General features: G+C 69.4%; 12 protein-coding genes and 1 pseudogene. 6 read left to right on the forward strand and 7 right to left on the reverse strand.

Annotated features, from left to right (window positions below):
* Positions 1-213 precede the first annotated feature (213 nt).
* The 4 genes and pseudogenes from AC1DVU_RS01445 to AC1DVU_RS01460 all read right to left on the reverse strand — a co-directional run.
* Positions 214-1,224 (reverse strand): annotated as a pseudogene (locus AC1DVU_RS01445) (tyrosine-type recombinase/integrase); the annotation flags it as partial.
* A gap of 42 nt (positions 1,225-1,266) precedes the next feature.
* Complete coding sequence (locus tag AC1DVU_RS01450) at positions 1,267-1,491, reverse strand: helix-turn-helix transcriptional regulator (RefSeq protein ID WP_476920641.1); 225 nt, start codon at positions 1,489-1,491, stop codon at positions 1,267-1,269.
* Positions 1,492-2,174: 683 nt separating this feature from the next.
* The gene (locus tag AC1DVU_RS01455) at positions 2,175-3,347 is read right to left on the reverse strand and encodes a CHAP domain-containing protein (protein ID WP_476920642.1); all 1,173 of its coding nucleotides are present in this window, start codon (positions 3,345-3,347) and stop codon (positions 2,175-2,177) included.
* Between the two features lie 496 nt (positions 3,348-3,843).
* Entirely contained in the window at positions 3,844-5,289 is a 1,446-nt protein-coding gene (locus AC1DVU_RS01460; RefSeq protein ID WP_476920643.1) for an aldehyde dehydrogenase family protein, read from the reverse strand.
* 215 nt (positions 5,290-5,504) lie between these two features.
* Here AC1DVU_RS01460 and AC1DVU_RS01465 point away from each other — a divergent pair, with 215 nt between their 5' ends.
* From AC1DVU_RS01465 to AC1DVU_RS01490, 6 genes are all read left to right on the forward strand, one after another.
* Positions 5,505-6,344, forward strand: coding sequence for an IclR family transcriptional regulator (locus AC1DVU_RS01465; RefSeq protein ID WP_476920644.1), 840 nt, complete (start codon positions 5,505-5,507; stop codon positions 6,342-6,344).
* A 126-nt stretch (positions 6,345-6,470) separates the two neighbouring features.
* Entirely contained in the window at positions 6,471-7,424 is a 954-nt protein-coding gene (locus tag AC1DVU_RS01470) for an acetaldehyde dehydrogenase (acetylating) (protein WP_476920645.1), read from the forward strand.
* Positions 7,421-8,446: a 4-hydroxy-2-oxovalerate aldolase gene (gene dmpG, locus AC1DVU_RS01475; protein ID WP_476920646.1), complete on the forward strand. Its 1,026-nt coding sequence runs from the start codon at positions 7,421-7,423 to the stop codon at positions 8,444-8,446. The genes AC1DVU_RS01470 and dmpG overlap by 4 nt, the downstream gene beginning before the upstream one ends.
* Positions 8,443-9,993 carry an AMP-binding protein gene (locus tag AC1DVU_RS01480; RefSeq protein ID WP_476920647.1) on the forward strand — a complete coding sequence of 517 codons (1,551 nt, stop codon included), beginning with the start codon at positions 8,443-8,445 and terminating at the stop codon, positions 9,991-9,993. The genes dmpG and AC1DVU_RS01480 overlap by 4 nt, the downstream gene beginning before the upstream one ends.
* The gene (locus AC1DVU_RS01485) at positions 9,990-12,257 is read left to right on the forward strand and encodes a CaiB/BaiF CoA-transferase family protein (RefSeq protein WP_476920648.1); all 2,268 of its coding nucleotides are present in this window, start codon (positions 9,990-9,992) and stop codon (positions 12,255-12,257) included. The genes AC1DVU_RS01480 and AC1DVU_RS01485 overlap by 4 nt, the downstream gene beginning before the upstream one ends.
* Positions 12,254-13,033 (forward strand): enoyl-CoA hydratase/isomerase family protein, encoded by a 780-nt coding sequence (locus AC1DVU_RS01490; protein WP_476920649.1) that lies wholly within the window; start codon positions 12,254-12,256, stop codon positions 13,031-13,033. The genes AC1DVU_RS01485 and AC1DVU_RS01490 overlap by 4 nt, the downstream gene beginning before the upstream one ends.
* 25 nt (positions 13,034-13,058) lie before the next feature.
* Here AC1DVU_RS01490 and AC1DVU_RS01495 read toward each other — a convergent pair whose 3' ends face one another.
* From AC1DVU_RS01495 to AC1DVU_RS01505, 3 genes are read right to left on the reverse strand one after another with little or no spacing between them, the layout of a single operon-like run.
* Positions 13,059-13,823: an IclR family transcriptional regulator gene (locus AC1DVU_RS01495; RefSeq protein ID WP_476920650.1), complete on the reverse strand. Its 765-nt coding sequence runs from the start codon at positions 13,821-13,823 to the stop codon at positions 13,059-13,061.
* Positions 13,816-15,129: a M20 family metallopeptidase gene (locus AC1DVU_RS01500; protein ID WP_476920651.1), complete on the reverse strand. Its 1,314-nt coding sequence runs from the start codon at positions 15,127-15,129 to the stop codon at positions 13,816-13,818. Before AC1DVU_RS01500 ends, AC1DVU_RS01495 begins: the two co-directional genes overlap by 8 nt.
* Positions 15,126-15,929 carry a hypothetical protein gene (locus AC1DVU_RS01505; RefSeq protein WP_476920652.1) on the reverse strand — a complete coding sequence of 268 codons (804 nt, stop codon included), beginning with the start codon at positions 15,927-15,929 and terminating at the stop codon, positions 15,126-15,128. Before AC1DVU_RS01505 ends, AC1DVU_RS01500 begins: the two co-directional genes overlap by 4 nt.
* Position 15,930 lies beyond the last annotated feature (1 nt).

A 15,930-nucleotide genomic window follows, 5' to 3' on the forward strand; every position in this document is an offset into this window, starting at 1 on the left:
TGCAGCGATGCCCTCCAGCAACTTGGACAACCGCTCATCTGAGTGCCCGATTGGCAACACTTTGGCAACAGCACGTTCAGCGGGCACTGCAGGAGTCGTTCCGCGCTCCAGAGTGCGAGCAGCATCCATCGCGTCGGCGACCTCGTCGAGCCGGTTCTCAAACAGGTGGCCGTACGTATCGAGAGTCATCGTTGCCGATCCGTGCCCGAGCATCTGTTGTACGACCTTGACGTCCGCGCCGGAGGCGATCGCGAGTGAAGCTGCCGTGTGCCGCAGCTCGTGCGGGTAGAGATCGGGCATGCCGATCGACGCCGCCGCCGGCCGGAACACCTTGCGGAAGGCCGACACCCGCAATGGGTTGCCGCTGCGGATGCCGGCGAAGACGAGATCGTCAGGCTCCCTGCCTTCGAGGTGTCGAGCAAGGTCGTCGACGAGGAATCTCGGGATCGGCACCTCGCGGCGTTGGTGCGTCTTGGTGGTGCCCCACACCATGCCGAGGCCCTGCACCGGGGTGACTGACTCGGCGATGACAGCCCGACGTTTCTCGAGGTCGATGCGTCGCACTCGCAGCGCCGCCATCTCTCCGAACCGCACACCCGTATAGGCCAGGAACAGGACGACGAGGCGATACATCTCGTTGGTGCGCTCGTCGTGAGCCCGGTGCTTGCTGACCTCAGCCGGGTAACCACAGGCCTGGGCCAAGGCATCAACCTGCGCGTGGGTCAGGTAGCGCCTTTCGTGCTTGACCGGTCGCGGGAGGTTGACCTGAGACGCGACGTTGCGAACGAGCCGTCCGTCCCTGACGGCCATGTCGAGGATGAGCGAGAGCACGCGGTGGATCTTGCGAACCGACGCTGGGGACTGCGTCCTCGTCAGTTCGGTGACCCACACCTGGACCTCGGAGTGCGAGACCGCGGAGAGCTTGACGCTGCTCCACGTTGGATTGATGTGCTTGCGCACGACACCCTCGTACCGCTCCTGGGTCGTGGGTTTGAGCTGGGTCTGGCCCGCCAGCCACAGCTTGGCCCATTCCCCCACGGTCACGCGCGAGAGTGCCGGGTCGACGTACGAACCGGTGTTCTTCGAGCTCTCGACGCTGGTCAGGAACCGCTCGGCATCAACCTTGCGGTGAAAAGTCTTGTTGCGTTGCTTCCCGGCGGGCGTTCGGTAGTGCGCTCGCCAGACGCTCCTGCCGTTCGCGGTGCGCTTCTCGATGCTTGCCATGACTGCCTCCTCGTCCCAGTCTCGATGGGTCCCCGAAGGGCATCAAGGACTACCTACGCCGCTGTGGATTGTCTGCTCGTGCAGCCAGGCGACCACGTCAGCCCGCCAGTAGCGAATGGCACGGCCGACGCGGAAGCTCCGTGGCCCGGTGCCCATGTGGCGCCAGTAGCGGAGAGTTGCGACAGGAGTGCGCACCAGCGCAGCGGCTTCGTCGAGCGTCAGCATGATGTCTTCAGCGTTGTCCGGGCGATTGAAGCTTTCGGTCATCGTGTGCTCCTCGGAGTAGTTGCGTGCTCCCTAAGGCCGCCGAGGAGTCAGCGAGTGGCCACTCCACCAAGAGAAACTCCCCACTCCTAGGGGTCGGGCAACCACAGAGGACGAATTCTCAACTGGCTCCGGCGCGCCTAGCGCTCTGCCAGACCTAAGAGCGTTCCGGGAGCGGTGAGCAACGGCTGGGACCTTGCCTGGGTGACGTGAGCGCTAGGCCCGGTCGGCCGAAGCGGCTCGGCGGCATGCCGGGCACCGGCACCACCAGTTCACATAGGTGGACAGTTGGCCGTGTGCGTCGGCGGGGGGCTTCTTGCCTTTGCGTTCCAGACGTCGCCGTTGCGATCTGGCGGTGTTGGCCTCGGTGCACTCTTCGCAGCGACATCCGTAGTTTGTGTACCCGGAGCCAGACCCGCCGTGACTGACGGGATTTCCGGCGGGACTGAAAAGGACTTGGAGCACACCGCCTTTGGAGTCAGCGCACGACCGTGCCGTGGCGACGATGTCGGCGATCAGGCCGTCCAGTCGGCGAGGGGTCGGTGTGGCGTCTCGGAGGGCTTCGAGTCCGCGGACCACGGCCAGGAGCGGGAGCAACGCCGGCCGCACCGGTCCTCCATGCTCCACAGCGCGGGCGAACTCTTCCGCCGCGCTTGTCCAGGCGCGCTTGACGTCGCACATGAGTTCTAGCTGACCGTGATCTTCATTGACACGCTGGACGACGGGCCGCTGGCAGCATCGGTCGGGACAAAGTCGGCGCGGATGTAGTGGGTCCCCCGGCTGAGCTTGGGCAGCTGGATGCCCTTGGCGCCGTTGTTGGCTGGACTGAGCGTCGTCGTCGCAAGAGTGGTCAACCCCTCACGGATACTGATGATTCCTGTTGGTTGTGGCTGATAGGTGGCCGTCCGAGCGACCTGGACGGTCGTGTAGGGGTAGGTCGCGGCGGTGATCGTCGCATCGGCAAAGACGTGGCTCGTGGTCGTCGCAGTCCGGTAGGGCGACACCGTTCTGGACCCCAGAAGGACGCGAGCCGCACCCGCAGTCCCGGTGTTGTTGAGCGCGTACGCGTAGACCGTGGTCGCGTTACTGGTGACGAAGGTGGTCCGCCGGGTCCATGACGGAAAGACCTGTCCCACGAGCTGTTGCGTGGTCCCGGTGGCACCGACTGGGCCGCCCCAAGACAGCAGGAGTCGAACCTGGGTCTGGAGGGAGTCCGGGTCGGTAGCTCGTCCCTGCAGCGTGAACTCACCAGGCGCCGTCGCCGTCACTGACACCAGCGTGCCAGTTGGCGAACCATCCGACTGCGGATAGCGGATGAACCCCGACGGCCAGCCCTGGCCCAAGAGTCCTCGCGAGAGGTGACGCCATCGGAAGTCACCGCCCAGATTGTCCTCCGAGATGGTGATCGACCCATCGGCGTGCACCGCCTCGACCATCGCGACGTGGTTGCCAACGTCGCCCAGCCCCACGTCACCGACCCCGAGGACTCCTTGGAGGTCCGGACCCCACCAGGCGACATCGCCTTTCGCCGGCGTAGCCAGTACCGGAACACCGGCAGCGCGGGCCGCGGCGCCCCAGGTGCTGGCCGAATTGGTGCCGTAAGGCCGGGCGACGAGACGCCCCTGATGAGTGAGCCGGTAGGCCACGTAATTCGTGCAATTGTGTCCCGCGGTCATCCCCCAGAACGACTGCAAGTAGACCTTGGCGTATTCGTCCGACGCAACCGAACGGCCTGCACAGTTGACGAACGACTTGCACAGAACTTGCGAGTCAGCCTGGGCCGGCGCCGACAATGCTCCAAGTCCCCCTGCCGCCAACAGAATCGACGCCACCCACCCACATCTTCCTCGAGGGTTCATCTTCAGGAAACTAGGACGTAAACGCAGGTCACAGGCATGTTATAACTCCAAGCGCCCTCGGCCTGGGCACAAAGCGCTCCAATTTCAGACCAAATGTCGTCTCACCATCCAATATGCAGTCAGCCTGTAACTGACCGGGTTTCTCATTTGGCTGCGAGCAATGGCCGCCCCGAGACACAGTTTCGTCAAATGCCTGCGCCGAAGTCGAGGTCCATCGATTGCTCCGCTTCAACGGCTTGTCGACGGTGCGGAACTTCCGTAGCTCAACGCAACATCCTCACCACGAGTGACGCCGGATTGAGTTTTTGCCTGTCATTTCAGTTGCATCCGTGGTCCCGGAGCCGCTGATTTCGCCGCGGGGGTGCGCCGGGGGTGCGCAGGACCATGAGCGCCTCGGCCGGTCGTCGACACCCGTCGAACGTGCGCCTGTGGCACCCGCCAGGTCAAGGTCGTGCGCGCTCGAGACGTCCCTTTCACCAGGTATGCTCCAGAGCGGTCAGCCGAGATTGAGGAACGTTGACTGCGTCTCGGTGAAGCCGTCGATCGAGTACTCGCCGAGCTCGCGGCCCCAGCCGCTCATTCCGAAGCCTCCCCAAGGCGCCCCCGGGTCGATGAGCGGAAGCTGGTTGACGAACACCGTGCCGAAACGCAGCCGCGGAGGCAGGGTGTGCGCCGTGACGAGATCCTTGGTCCACAGGACGGCCACGAGACCGAAGTCGGTGTCGTTCGCGCGGGCGACGACCTCGTCCATGTCATCGTAGGCCATGACGGACAGCACAGGCCCGAAGATCTCGTCGCGAGCGATCGTCATGTGGTCCGTGACGCCTCCGAAGACGGTCGGACGATAGAAGAAGCCCTCGGCCAGATCGCCGTCGACCCGCGAGCCGCCCGTGATGAGCTCGGCACCCTGGTCGCGGCCCGTCTGCACGTACGAGTGGACCCGGTCGAGGTGCTCTTGCGAGACCAGGGGGCCGACAATGGTGTCGGCCCGGTGACCCGGACCGATGACCAGCGAGTCCGCGGCCGCGGCCAGCTTGGTGGTGTACTCGTCGACGCGCGAGGAGTGCACGAAGAAACGCGTGTACGCACCGCACGCCTGGCCGGTGTTGAAGATCGCACCCTGCACATTGCCCATGACGGCAGCGTCGATGTCGGCGTCGGCGCACAGGATGCTGGGGGCCTTGCCGCCGAGCTCGAGGGTCGTGCGCTTGAAGTCGTCTGCCGAGGCCCGGGCGATGTATTGCCCGACCTCAGTGGAGCCCGTGAACGAGATCTTGTCGATGCCGCGGTGGTTGACCAGCGCCTTGCCGACCTCGGGACCGCCTGTGAGCAGGTTGACGACGCCGGCGGGGACGCCGGCCTCGCGGCAGATCTCGACGAGGCGCACAGTCGACAGCGGCGTCTGCTCGGCCGGTTTGAGGATGACAGAGTTACCCGTCGCCAAGGCTGGCGCCAGCTTCCATGCGGCGATCGCGAGCGGGAAATTCCACGGCGTGATGAGCGCACACACACCGAGCGGCACGCGACGTTGATAGGTCAGATTGCCGGGAATCGATATCGGCGACACCTTGCCCTCGATCTTGGTCGCGAAGCCCGCGTAGTAGCGGAAGACCTGGGCCGCGAGCGGCAGGTTGATGCCCGCGCTCACGAACGACGGCATGCCCTGGTCGAGCGTCTCCAGCGCGGCGATCTGGTCAGCGTCCCGCTCGAGCAACTCGGCGATGCGCCAGAGGACCTTGCCGCGCTGATCGGGGGTCATGCCCTGCCAGGCGTTGGACTCGAAGCCGGCCCGCGCCGACGCCACGGCCGCGTCGACGTCGGCCGCCGTCGCCTCGGCGAACGTCCCAATGACGGTGTTTGTGGCCGGGTCGAGGGTCTCGCTGGTGGACCCGTCGGAGGCCGAGACCCACTCGTCCCCGATCAACAGCTGTGCGCTCTGCATGGTGTCTCCTCTGTGCGTCGTCCGACCCCGGCGGTCTCAGCCAATGTGCCACGCGCTCCCGCACGCGATCGCGCTGCTGGTCCGGTGACCGAACCGTCTCAAGACGATGTCCCAAGTAAACGCTGTGTTGCATTTGCATGATTCGCTGGACTTCTGCGTTATCCACTTGGATAATAACGTGACGGGGAGCACATCCGGTCGAACAGGAGACATGTATGAGCGTCATGGCACACGACATCGACACAGTCGAGGACACGCCCAACCCCATCCCCAACTCGGTGCTCGGCAAAGCGTTCTCGATCCTGTCTGCCTTCGACGACAACGACACCCTGCGCCTGGTCGATCTGAGCCAGCGCAGCGGCGTGCCGAAGCCCTCGGTGTACCGGCTGGCCCAGGAGCTGGTGTCGCTCGGTCTGCTCGAGAGGGTCGACAATGGCTACCGCGTTGGATTCAGCGTGTTCGCCCTCAGCCAGCGGGTCGGCAGCGCCTCGCTGCTGCGCACTGTCGGGCGTCCCGTGTTGGTCGATCTCGTCGCCATGACGCGGGGGACGGCACATCTGGCGGTACTCGATGGCACCCACACCTACTACCTCGAGAAACTCGGTGGCACCCGCAGCGTTCACGCATTGTCGAAGGTCGGCGGCAGGCTACCCCTGACCTGTACTGCGTCGGGCAAGCTGCTGTTGGCCATGGCTCCGCACGCTGACGACCTGCTCGACGCTGTGCTGGCCGACAGGTTTCAGCGGCTCACGAGTCACAGTCAACTCGACCACGCGGCCCTGCGCCGCGAACTCGACACGATCCGCGAGCACGAGCTGGCCAGCGAGCACGAGGAGGCGTTGATCGGCTTCAAGAGCTTCGCCGTCCCGATCTACGACAGCGGCCACAGCGTGATCGCCGCCCTGTCGCTCACCGTGCCCGTCTCGCACTCGGGCGACGAGCCGTTGGTCCGTACCCTGCGCATGGCGTCGGCGGGGATCACCCGGCAGCACACCAAGCTCGCGATGCGCGGAGACTGCGAGCAGCGGACCCCCGCGCTCAGCCTGTATCGCTGACCGGAACCGGATGGTGTCATCGGCCGCCGCGCTCTGTGACAGTGGCGGTCGCGACGCCGGGGGCCTGGCCCACCGACGCGCCACCATCCGTCGGGGCGAGCCCGAGGTCCATCCAGCGAGGTCAGCATGAGCACACCCACCAAGGTCGCCATCATCGGCTCGGGCAACATCGGCACCGATCTCATGATCAAGGTCAACCGTTCCGAGCACCTCGAGATGGGAGCGATGGTCGGCATCGATCCCGACTCGGACGGCCTCGCGCGAGCCAAGGCGCTGGGCGTCACCGTGACCCACGAGGGCGTCGAGGGACTCATCGCCCTCCCCGGCTTCGACGACATCGAGCTGGTCTTCGACGCCACGTCGGCCAAGGCCCACGAGGCCAACGCCGCCCGGCTCCAGCCCTTCGGCAAGACCATGATCGACCTGACGCCCGCGGCGATCGGCCCGTACGTCATCCCCGCGGTCAACCTCGAGGAGCACCTCAACGCCCCCAACGTCAACATGGTCACTTGCGGCGGACAGGCCACGATCCCCGTCGTCGCCGCGGTCAACCGCGTGCTGCCCGTCGCCTACGCCGAGATCGTCGCCTCGATCGCGTCGCGCTCGGCCGGCCCCGGCACCCGAGCCAACATCGACGAGTTCACCGAGACGACGTCGGCCGCCATCACCGAGGTCGGCGGTGCAGCCCGCGGCAAGGCGATCATCATCCTCAACCCCGCCGAGCCCCCGCTGATCATGCGCGACACGGTGCTCGCACTGGTGGTCTCGGACGGCCAGCCCGACGTCGAGGGACGCATCCGCGCCTCGGTCGAGGCCATGGTCGCCGACGTCGCGGCGTACGTCCCCGGCTACCGCCTCAAGCAGGAGGTGCAGGTCAACCCCGTGCCCCACGACCAGCCGGTCGAGACGCTGCTCGACGACCCCTCGTCGCCGCGGCCCACGCACCAGGTCTCGGTGTTCCTCGAGGTCGAGGGCGCCGCCGACTACCTCCCGGCGTTCGCCGGCAACCTCGACATCATGACCTCGGCCGGCATCCAGGTCGCCGAGCGCTTCGCCACCCGGAAGGCGGCCGCCCGATGAGCACGCCCATCTACGTCCAGGACGTCACCCTGCGCGACGGCATGCACGCCGTGCGCCACCGCATCTCCCCCGCTGACGTCAAGCGCATCGTCGTCGCGCTCGACGACGCCGGCGTCGACGCGATCGAGGTCGCCCACGGCGACGGGCTCGCCGGCGGGTCGCTCAACTACGGCCCGGGATCGAACTCCGACTGGGAGTGGATCGAGGCTGCGGCGTCGGTCATCCAGAACGCGAAGCTCACGACCCTGCTGCTGCCCGGTGTCGGCACGATCGACGACCTCGAGCACGCCTACGACCTCGGCGTCCGGTCGGTGCGTGTCGCGACCCACTGCACCGAGGCCGACGTGTCGGCCCAGCACATCGCCGCGGCCCGAGAGCTCGGCATGGACGTGTCGGGCTTCTTGATGCTGTCGCACATGGCCGAGCCCGAGAAGCTCGCCCAGCAGGCCAAGCTCATGGAGTCGTACGGCGCCCACTGCGTCTACGTGACCGACTCGGGCGGACGCCTGACGATGGACGGCGTCGCCGCCCGCGTCAAGGCCTACCGCGACGTGCTCGACGCCGACACGCAGATCGGCATCCACGCCCATGAGAACCTCTCGTTGTCGGTCGCCAACTCGCTCGTCGCCGTCCAGCACGGCGTGTTCCGCGTCGACGCGTCACTCGCGGGCCACGGTGCCGGTGCCGGCAACTGCCCCATCGAGGCGTTCGTCGCCGCGGCGAACCTGTCGGGCATCGAGCACGGCAGCGACCTGTTCAAGCTGCAGGACGCGGCCGACGACATCGTGCGACCACTGCAGGACCGCCCCGTGCGGGTCGACCGCGAGACGCTGACGCTCGGCTACGCCGGCGTCTACTCCAGCTTCCTGCGTCACGCCGAGAACTCCGCGGCCCGCTACGACGTCGACGTGCGCGACCTGTTGATGGAGTGCGGACGTCGGCGCCTCGTCGGCGGCCAGGAGGACATGATCGTCGACATCGCCCTCACCCTCGTCGCGCAGAAGCAGACCCAGTCGGCGTGACCCGTCCGCGGTCGTTCGCCGAGGCCGTCGAGCTTCGCGCGCGCCGCGACCCGGACGCGGAGCTGATCCGCCGCGTCGGGGGGCCGGCCGTCAGCGCCGGTGCCCTGCTCGACCGTGCGCTCACGATGGCCGGACGACTCGCGACCCTCGTCAGGTCGGGCGACACCGTGGCCACGGCCATGCCGGCGGGCCCCGAGGCAGCCGCGTTGACCACCGCGATCTCGTGGCTGGGCGCGATCGAGCTGCCGGTTCCCGACGGACTCGATCCAGTCCTGGCCCGCGCACTGGCGCACTCGACGCGGTGCGTGACGACCGTAGCCTCACCTGCCCGGCTCGAGGCCGAGCCGCTCCTCGCCAGCCTCGGCGACCACGCCGCCCACCCCGTCACGACCGTCGAGGGTCGCTGCTCCGGCATCGCGTCGCTCGACGAGCTGTCCGCACGTCCGACACCCGTGCACCGCGCCGAGCTCGACGCGCCGTCGGCCGTCATGGTGACATCGGGCACGGGTGGCCGTCCCAAGGGCGCGCTGCTGCCCAGCAGCGCAGGACTCGGCCAGGCTGAGCGAGTACGGCGCGCGATGGGCTACGACTCCCACGACGTCCTGCTCAACGTCTTCCCGTGGCAGCACATCAACGTCCGGCACGCCGCCTTCCTGCCCGCCGTGCTCTCCGGAGCACGGGTCGTCGTCGGGCCGTTCTCCGCCTCACGCTTCTGGACGACGGCCGCCGACGAGCAGGTCACCGCCTTCAACTTCATGGGCGCCCTGTGCGCGATGCTGCTGCGGCAGCCGGCCTCCCCCGGTGACGTCGCCCACCAGGTGCGGCAGGCCTACGGCGGCCCGGCACCCGACTGGCTCCACCAGCAGGTACGTGACCGGTTCGGGGTCGAGCTGCGCCAGGCCTACGCCTGCACCGAGCTCGGCGACGTCGCGACGACGGGCCGGGAGGTGCGTCCCGGATGGGCCGGCACGGTGGTCCCCGAGTACGACGTGCGCGTCGTCGACGAGCACGACGTGGCCGTGCCCGACGGCAGCATCGGCACCGTCCACGTGCGTCCACGCCACCCCGGCCTGACGTTCACGGAGTACGTCGGCGATCCCGCGGCCACGGCGTCCGCCTGGCGCGACGGCTGGTTCGTCACCGGCGACCGCGGCCGGATCGACGACGGCTGGCTCAGCCACGAGGGCCGTGCCGCCGACGTCATCCGCCGACGCGGCGTGACGATCGACGCCGAGCGCGTCGCTCAGGCTGCCCTGTCGCACGCCGACGTCGAGGAGGCGGCCGCCGTGGGCGTCCCGTCCGAGCTGACCGATGACGAGGTGCTGCTCGTCGTCGTGGCACGGCCAGGCGCCGATCTCGACCCTGCCGACCTGCACCGACACTGCGCCTCGCACCTTCCCCGCCACTCGGTTCCGCGCTTCGTGAGCATCGAGACCTCCCTACCACGCACGGGCAGCCACAAGATCGTCCACCGCAGGCTGCGCGACCGCGGCCTTCCAGCGTCGGCGTGGGACGCCGACGCCTCGACCACTCAGGAGACCCCGTGACCACCCCACCGCTGCGCGTCCTCGACCTCACCGATCCCCTCGGCCACCAGGCCGCCCGGCTGCTCGTCGGTCTCGCCTCGGACGTCGTCCGCGTGAGGATCGACGGCGAGCGGACGGACGGAGCCGAGGCCCTGCACTGGCATGCCGGTAAGCGATGCGTGGCCGTGCCCGACGCCGAGCACCTCGACGCCGTCGTCTCGTCGCTCGTCGCCCGCGCCGACGTCGTCCTCGAGTCGGGTGCCCGCGGCGACCTGCGCACCCTCGCGCTGCGCGAGGCCGACCCGGCGGCGTGGGAGCACGTCGCGCACGTCGTCATCACGCCGTTCGGGCTGACCGGTCCGCGTCGCGACTGGCTCGCCGACGACACCGTCCTCACCGCAGCGGGCGGCATGGCCTGGCTCGGCGGCGATCCCGGGCAGGCACCAGAACCCCCGCCGCGCGAGCAGGGCCTCCAGCTCGCCGGCACGCACGGGGCCATCGGCGCGCTGCTGGCCCTGAACGCCCTCGACCGCACCGGCACGGGGCAGCTCGTCGACGTGTCGGCCCAGGAGGCCGTCGCCGCGACCCTCGAGACCGGTGCCATCGCCTGGATCCACGGACGGTCCGTGCCTGGACGCTCGTCGGGCGTCTACGGTCACGTCGCGCATCGCGTGTTCCGCGCCGCCGACGGCTACCTCGCCGGCGGATACTCCGGCAGCCCCCGCATGTGGGACGACCTGCTGGCGTGGATGGTCGAGGAGGGAGAGGCCGAGGACCTCGCCGACGAGAAGTGGCAGGATGTCGACGCGCGCTGGGCCGGACGTCCCCACGTCGACGAGGTCGTGGCGCGCTTCGTCGCACGCAGGCCGGCCGCTCCGTTCGCAGAGGAGGCTCGGCGTCGCGCCCTGCCGTGGGCCGAGGTGGCCTCGGGTGCCGCCCTGCTCGCCAACCCTCAGCTCGTGGCACGCCGCTTCTTCGTCGACATCGACGAACCCGAGGGGCTGCGCGACGTGGGACTCGGCTGGGAGCCCTCGTCCGCGCCCCGACCCCTCCGGCTCGCACCGCCGCGGCCCGCCGCCGTGGACGACGTCTGGTCCGAGGCGTCGCCCAAATCGGTCGCACCGACTCGACGCCGTCCCACGGTCGAGCTCGGCGCCTCGCTCGACGGCGTCCGCGTCCTCGACCTGACCTGGGTGCTGGCCGGACCGTACGTCACCAAGACCCTGGCCGAGCACGGTGCCGAGATCGTCAAGGTCGAGTCGTTCCACCGCAAGGACCCGACCCGCTTCGCCCCCGGCATGCGGCTGCGCCCCGAGGCCGGCTTCGAGGACGGCGGCTACTTCCTCAACTTCAACCGCAACAAGCGCAGCGTGGCCCTCAACCTCCGCACCGACGAGGGGCAGCACCTGCTGCGCAGGCTCGTGCCGCACGTCGACGTCGTCGTCGAGAACTTCAGCCCCGGCGTGCTGTCCAAGTGGGGGCTGGACTACCCGAGACTGCGCGAGCTCAATCCCGATGTCGTCCTCGTGTCAATGGCGGGCACGGGGCAGGACGGACCGTGGCGTGACGCCGTGACGTTCGCCGACACTCTCGCCGCGATGTCCGGCCTGACCGCCGAGACGGGGCGCCACGACCGCGCACCGCAGGGACTGACGTTCGGTCTTGGCGACATGGTCGCCGCCAACTCCGCCGTCGTCGCGACGCTCGACCTGCTCCACCGCGGCGAGGGCGGTCACGTCGACCTGTCGCAGCTCGAGGCCATGGCCTCGCACCTCGGCTCGGCGCTGCTGCAGAGCCAGCTGCCCGTCGAGGCACCGCCGTCCTCGATGCCGAGGACCGTGCGCACGGCGGGCGACGACCGGTGGCTAGCGGTCGGGGCCGTGGCACCCGACGTCCTGCGAGCGGCACTCGACGCTCTCGAGGTGGCCGCCGTGGAGCTCGAGCCCCTCGACGACCTGGAGCGGCACGCGGCGGGCACCGATGCCGAGCCACTCGCCGAGCGGCTCCAGTCGCACGGCGTGCCCGCCTACCCCGTGCGTGACGGCCGGGACCTCGTCGAGCACGACCCCCAGTTGGCCGCTCGCGGCTTCTACCAGTTGCTGGAGCACCCGCTCGCCGGCTCCGTCGTGCACGAGGGCCTCGTCGCACGGCTCTCCGCCACGCCCGGCGGGCTGTGGGAGCCGGCACCCCTGCTCGGCCAGCACACCGACGCCATCCTCTCCGACCTGCTCGGTCTGACACCGGCCGAGCTCACCGACCTGCACGACCAAGGAGCACTCTCATGACGACGTCGTCGCCCACCGGCTTCCGGATCGAGCACAATGGTCCCGTCGCGACCGTGGTGATCGACCACGGCCGCGTCAACATCGTCGACCCCGAGCTGATCGAGTCGATGCTCGAGCACCTGCCGAGCGTGCTGGACGATCCCGCGGTGCGCTGCCTCGTGGTCCGCGGCAAGGACCGCATCTTTGTCGGCGGTGCCAACCTCACGGTCATGCGCCGTCTCGATCCCGACACCTACCGGGCGATGCGTCGCTGGGTCGACGTTCAGCGCCTGCTCGAGCGTGCTCCCAAGCCCGTCGTCGCGGCCCTCAACGGGCACGCGCTGGGCGGCGGGGCGGAGCTCGCCCTCGCCTGCGACCTGCGCATCCTGCACGCTCGGGCGACGTTCGGCTTCCCGGAGACCGACCTCGGCATCTTCCCGGGGGCCGGGGGCTCGCAGCGCCTGCCCCGACTCATCGGTCCGCACCGCGCCAAGCGGCTCATCATGGACGCCACCCGGCTCACGGCGGACGAGGCGCTGGCCCAGGGCCTCGTCGACCTCGTGGCGGGTGACGACTTCGGCGAGGTCGTGACCCGCGAGGCGCACCGCCTCGCCTCCCGTCCGACGGCCACGATCGGCCTGGTGAAGGCCGTCATCGACGAGGGCTGGGGACTCCCGATCGACGAGGCGATGGCCGTCGAGGAGGCGCACGTCATGCGCAACCTCGAGCTCACCGATGCGGCCGAAGGCATCCAGGCCTTCCTCGACAAGCGCAAGGCCGAGTTCGAGGGACGCTGAGCCACGCCGTCACCGTCGTGGGGCGTCAGTTGATGGCGTGGGCCGCCGCGACCTTCTGGCTCACCGTGCGCAGCACCGCCGCGTGGCGCGACAGGTCGGCGCGGACGACCGGCGTCGTCAGCGACAACGATGCCAGCAGCATGCCGCTCGCTCCGAAGATCGGCACCGCGACCGAGCAGTATCCCGCCGTGGTCTCCTCGATCTCGGTCGCGTACCCGTCGGTGCGCACCCGGCGCAGCTGGTCGAGCAGGACTCCGGGCATCACGATGGTCGTCGGGGTCACGCGCTGCAGCGGCGAGCTGTCCAGGATCTCCTCGACGAGCGATGTCTGGCCGAAGGCCATCAGCACCTTGCCGCTCGCGGTGGAGTGCAGCGGCAGACGTCCCGCGATGCGCGAGGGACGGGCCGACTGCGGGGCACCTGCGACCTTCTCGAGGTAGAGCACCTCGAGCCCGTCTAGCACCGCGAGGTGCACGGCCTCGTGGGTCTGGTGGTGCAGGCTCTCCATGTACGGCCGCACCGCGTCGCGCAGCACACGGAACCGTGGCACTCGGCTTCCCAGCTCGAAGGCACGCATGCCGAGCCGGTACTCCAGGCCGATCCGCTCGAGCATTCCCCACTCCAGCAGCTCCTGGTTGAGCCGGTGCACCGTGGCCTTGGAGATGCCGGTCCTGGCGACGATCTCGGTCAGCGTGAGGCTGTCGTCGTCGAGCTCGAACGCCTCGAGGATCAGACGGGCCTTGCCGAGGACGCTGTTGGCACCGCCCTCGCGGACCTCGTCGTCAGTCATCACGCTCGCCGGGCAGGAGCATGACGGTACGCACGAGCACCTCGGCGAGCTGCCGCATCGCTCGCACGTCGACGAGGTTCATGCCCCGGGTGAAGTCGATCTCGCGGCCGTCGGGCGTCGCCGTGACCTTGGGCATGCCCGTGCGGGCCGTCGGCACGCCACGCATCCGCAAGATGTTGGCGTCCGTCGCTCCGCTGTTGCCCATCGTGATCTGGTGCGGGTGTCCCGCGACGCTCTCGAACGCCGCGACGGCGGCCCGGACGACCGGCGAGTCGGGCGGCGTGTGCGTCGCGGGGATCGCTGCGACCTGACGGACCAGCAGCTCGACGCCCAGCTGCTCGGACAACCGCCGCATCTCGTCGCGGACCTCGCGGACGACCCCGGCAGGTGTCTGCTGCGTCGTCAGCCGCAGGTCGAGCCGCAGCCTCACCTGGGCGGGAGTCGACGCCGCGAGCCGGTCGAAGCCCCCGTGCACCGACGACACGATGCCGTGGGGCTGCATCGTCCCGTGCTCGTGCCGCACGGCGTAGCCCTCGAGCCACTCCTCCAGCGCGATCGCGACCCGTCCCGCCGTGGCGACGGCGTTGCTGTAGGGCAGGCGATGGCGGCTGCCGGCATAGGTGTGGAGACCAGGCACCAGGACGTCGATCCAGACCAGTCCGACCTCCTCGTGCAGCACGTGCCAGCCGGGCTTGGCGATGACGGCGTAGTCGGTCGTGAATCCCCGCTCCAGCAGCAGGGCCGCACCGACGCCGTGACCCGTGTTGACGCGCTCGGGGTCGCCGACGCCCGGCACGGCGAACGACGGCATGCCGCCCGCACCGAAGGCGCCGATGACGTCGCCGGGCGGCACGACGCCGGACGCGCGGAAGGCCTGCAGCACCGCCATGACGACGGCGGCGTGCCCCTTGGGGTTGCCGGCGCCGAGACCCTCGACGACGTCTCCGTCGACGACCGCCTGGGCCGCCAAGTCTTCCCGCCACGTCTCCGAAGCAGCGGGGACGTCGAGCGACTCGTCACCCGTCGTGAACGTGTCGATGGGGGCGTAGAGCATCAGCGAGGGGCCGACGCCGCCCGCGACCGTCGCGGCCGCACTGGCCTGGAAGGCGTCGACCGGCTGGACGGCCGCGTCGACGCCGCGTGCGGTGAGCGTGTCAGCGATCCAGGTGGCGAGGGGACGCTCACCGCCGGTCGGGCTCGCGATGTCGACCATGCCGCACACCGACTCGAGCAGCAGCTCGCGCGTGACGTGGTCGAGCACCGTGGCGACCGAGTGCTCGAGGTCGGGGGGCGTCACACGGCTCACGACGCCTCCTCGGACGTGGTTGGTCGGGGTGCGCCCAACCGGATCGAGGCGATGACCTCGCCGTCGACCTCCGCAGCGTACCGGCCGTCGCCGACCAGCGGCATCGCCGTGCCGAACGAGTCGAGCAGCACGACCTCGCCGACTCGGAGCGGGCTGCCGTGCTGAGCGACGGCGGTCCCGAGCGCGGCGAGGCGCTCTATCGTGCGGTCCCAGCCGGTCTCGAAGGATGGTGCCAGGGGGCGACCGTCGAGCAGCACCCGTGCCCGCCACGGGCCCGGCGCCTCCCGCGGCGACCGCTCCGGTCCGAGCACGACCAGTCCGGCTCCGGCGTTGTCGGCGACGACATCGACCGCCGTGGCCCGGTCGGCGAAGACCCTCATGTCGGCGACCTCCAGGGCGGCACCGACGGCACCGATCGCCTCCCGCACCGCCTGGGCTCCAGCATCAGCATCGATATCCCGCGCGAGCCTGACGGCTAGGCGCACCGCGACGCGCGGCTGCACCAGGTCACGGCCCGTCACGACCTCGTCGTCGCGGACGACCATCGCGTCGACGAGCGTGCCGGCGGCCGCCGCGGGTCCGTCGTGCGAGTCGGTGAGGTCGAGCATTTTGCGGCCCCACACGAGGGCCCCGCTGATGACCTGCAGCTCGGTCACGAGCCGCTGCACCGCATAGGCCGCAGCCAGGTCCTCGCCGATCAGGTCGCTGACGGGCTCGCACGGTCGGTGGACCGAGTCGGCGTGCCGGAGCCTCTCGGCGGCGTGCTGCACCTCAGGCGCGGCGTCCGACCCGGCGTCCACG

This window comes from Aeromicrobium sp. P2_G6 (genome assembly GCF_056403535.1).

Excerpts from the sequence above, each read along its gene's own strand:
- AC1DVU_RS01495 (WP_476920650.1), bottom strand. The coding sequence starts at position 13,823 with ATGACTGACGACGAGGTCCGCGAGGGCGGTGCCAACAGCGTCCTCGGC.
- AC1DVU_RS01455 (WP_476920642.1), bottom strand. The coding sequence starts at position 3,347 with ATGAACCCTCGAGGAAGATGTGGGTGGGTGGCGTCGATTCTGTTGGCG.
- AC1DVU_RS01465 (WP_476920644.1), top strand. The coding sequence starts at position 5,505 with ATGAGCGTCATGGCACACGACATCGACACAGTCGAGGACACGCCCAAC.
- AC1DVU_RS01450 (WP_476920641.1), bottom strand. The coding sequence starts at position 1,491 with ATGACCGAAAGCTTCAATCGCCCGGACAACGCTGAAGACATCATGCTG.
- AC1DVU_RS01460 (WP_476920643.1), bottom strand. The coding sequence starts at position 5,289 with ATGCAGAGCGCACAGCTGTTGATCGGGGACGAGTGGGTCTCGGCCTCC.
- AC1DVU_RS01470 (WP_476920645.1), top strand. The coding sequence starts at position 6,471 with ATGAGCACACCCACCAAGGTCGCCATCATCGGCTCGGGCAACATCGGC.
- dmpG (WP_476920646.1), top strand. The coding sequence starts at position 7,421 with ATGAGCACGCCCATCTACGTCCAGGACGTCACCCTGCGCGACGGCATG.
- AC1DVU_RS01490 (WP_476920649.1), top strand. The coding sequence starts at position 12,254 with ATGACGACGTCGTCGCCCACCGGCTTCCGGATCGAGCACAATGGTCCC.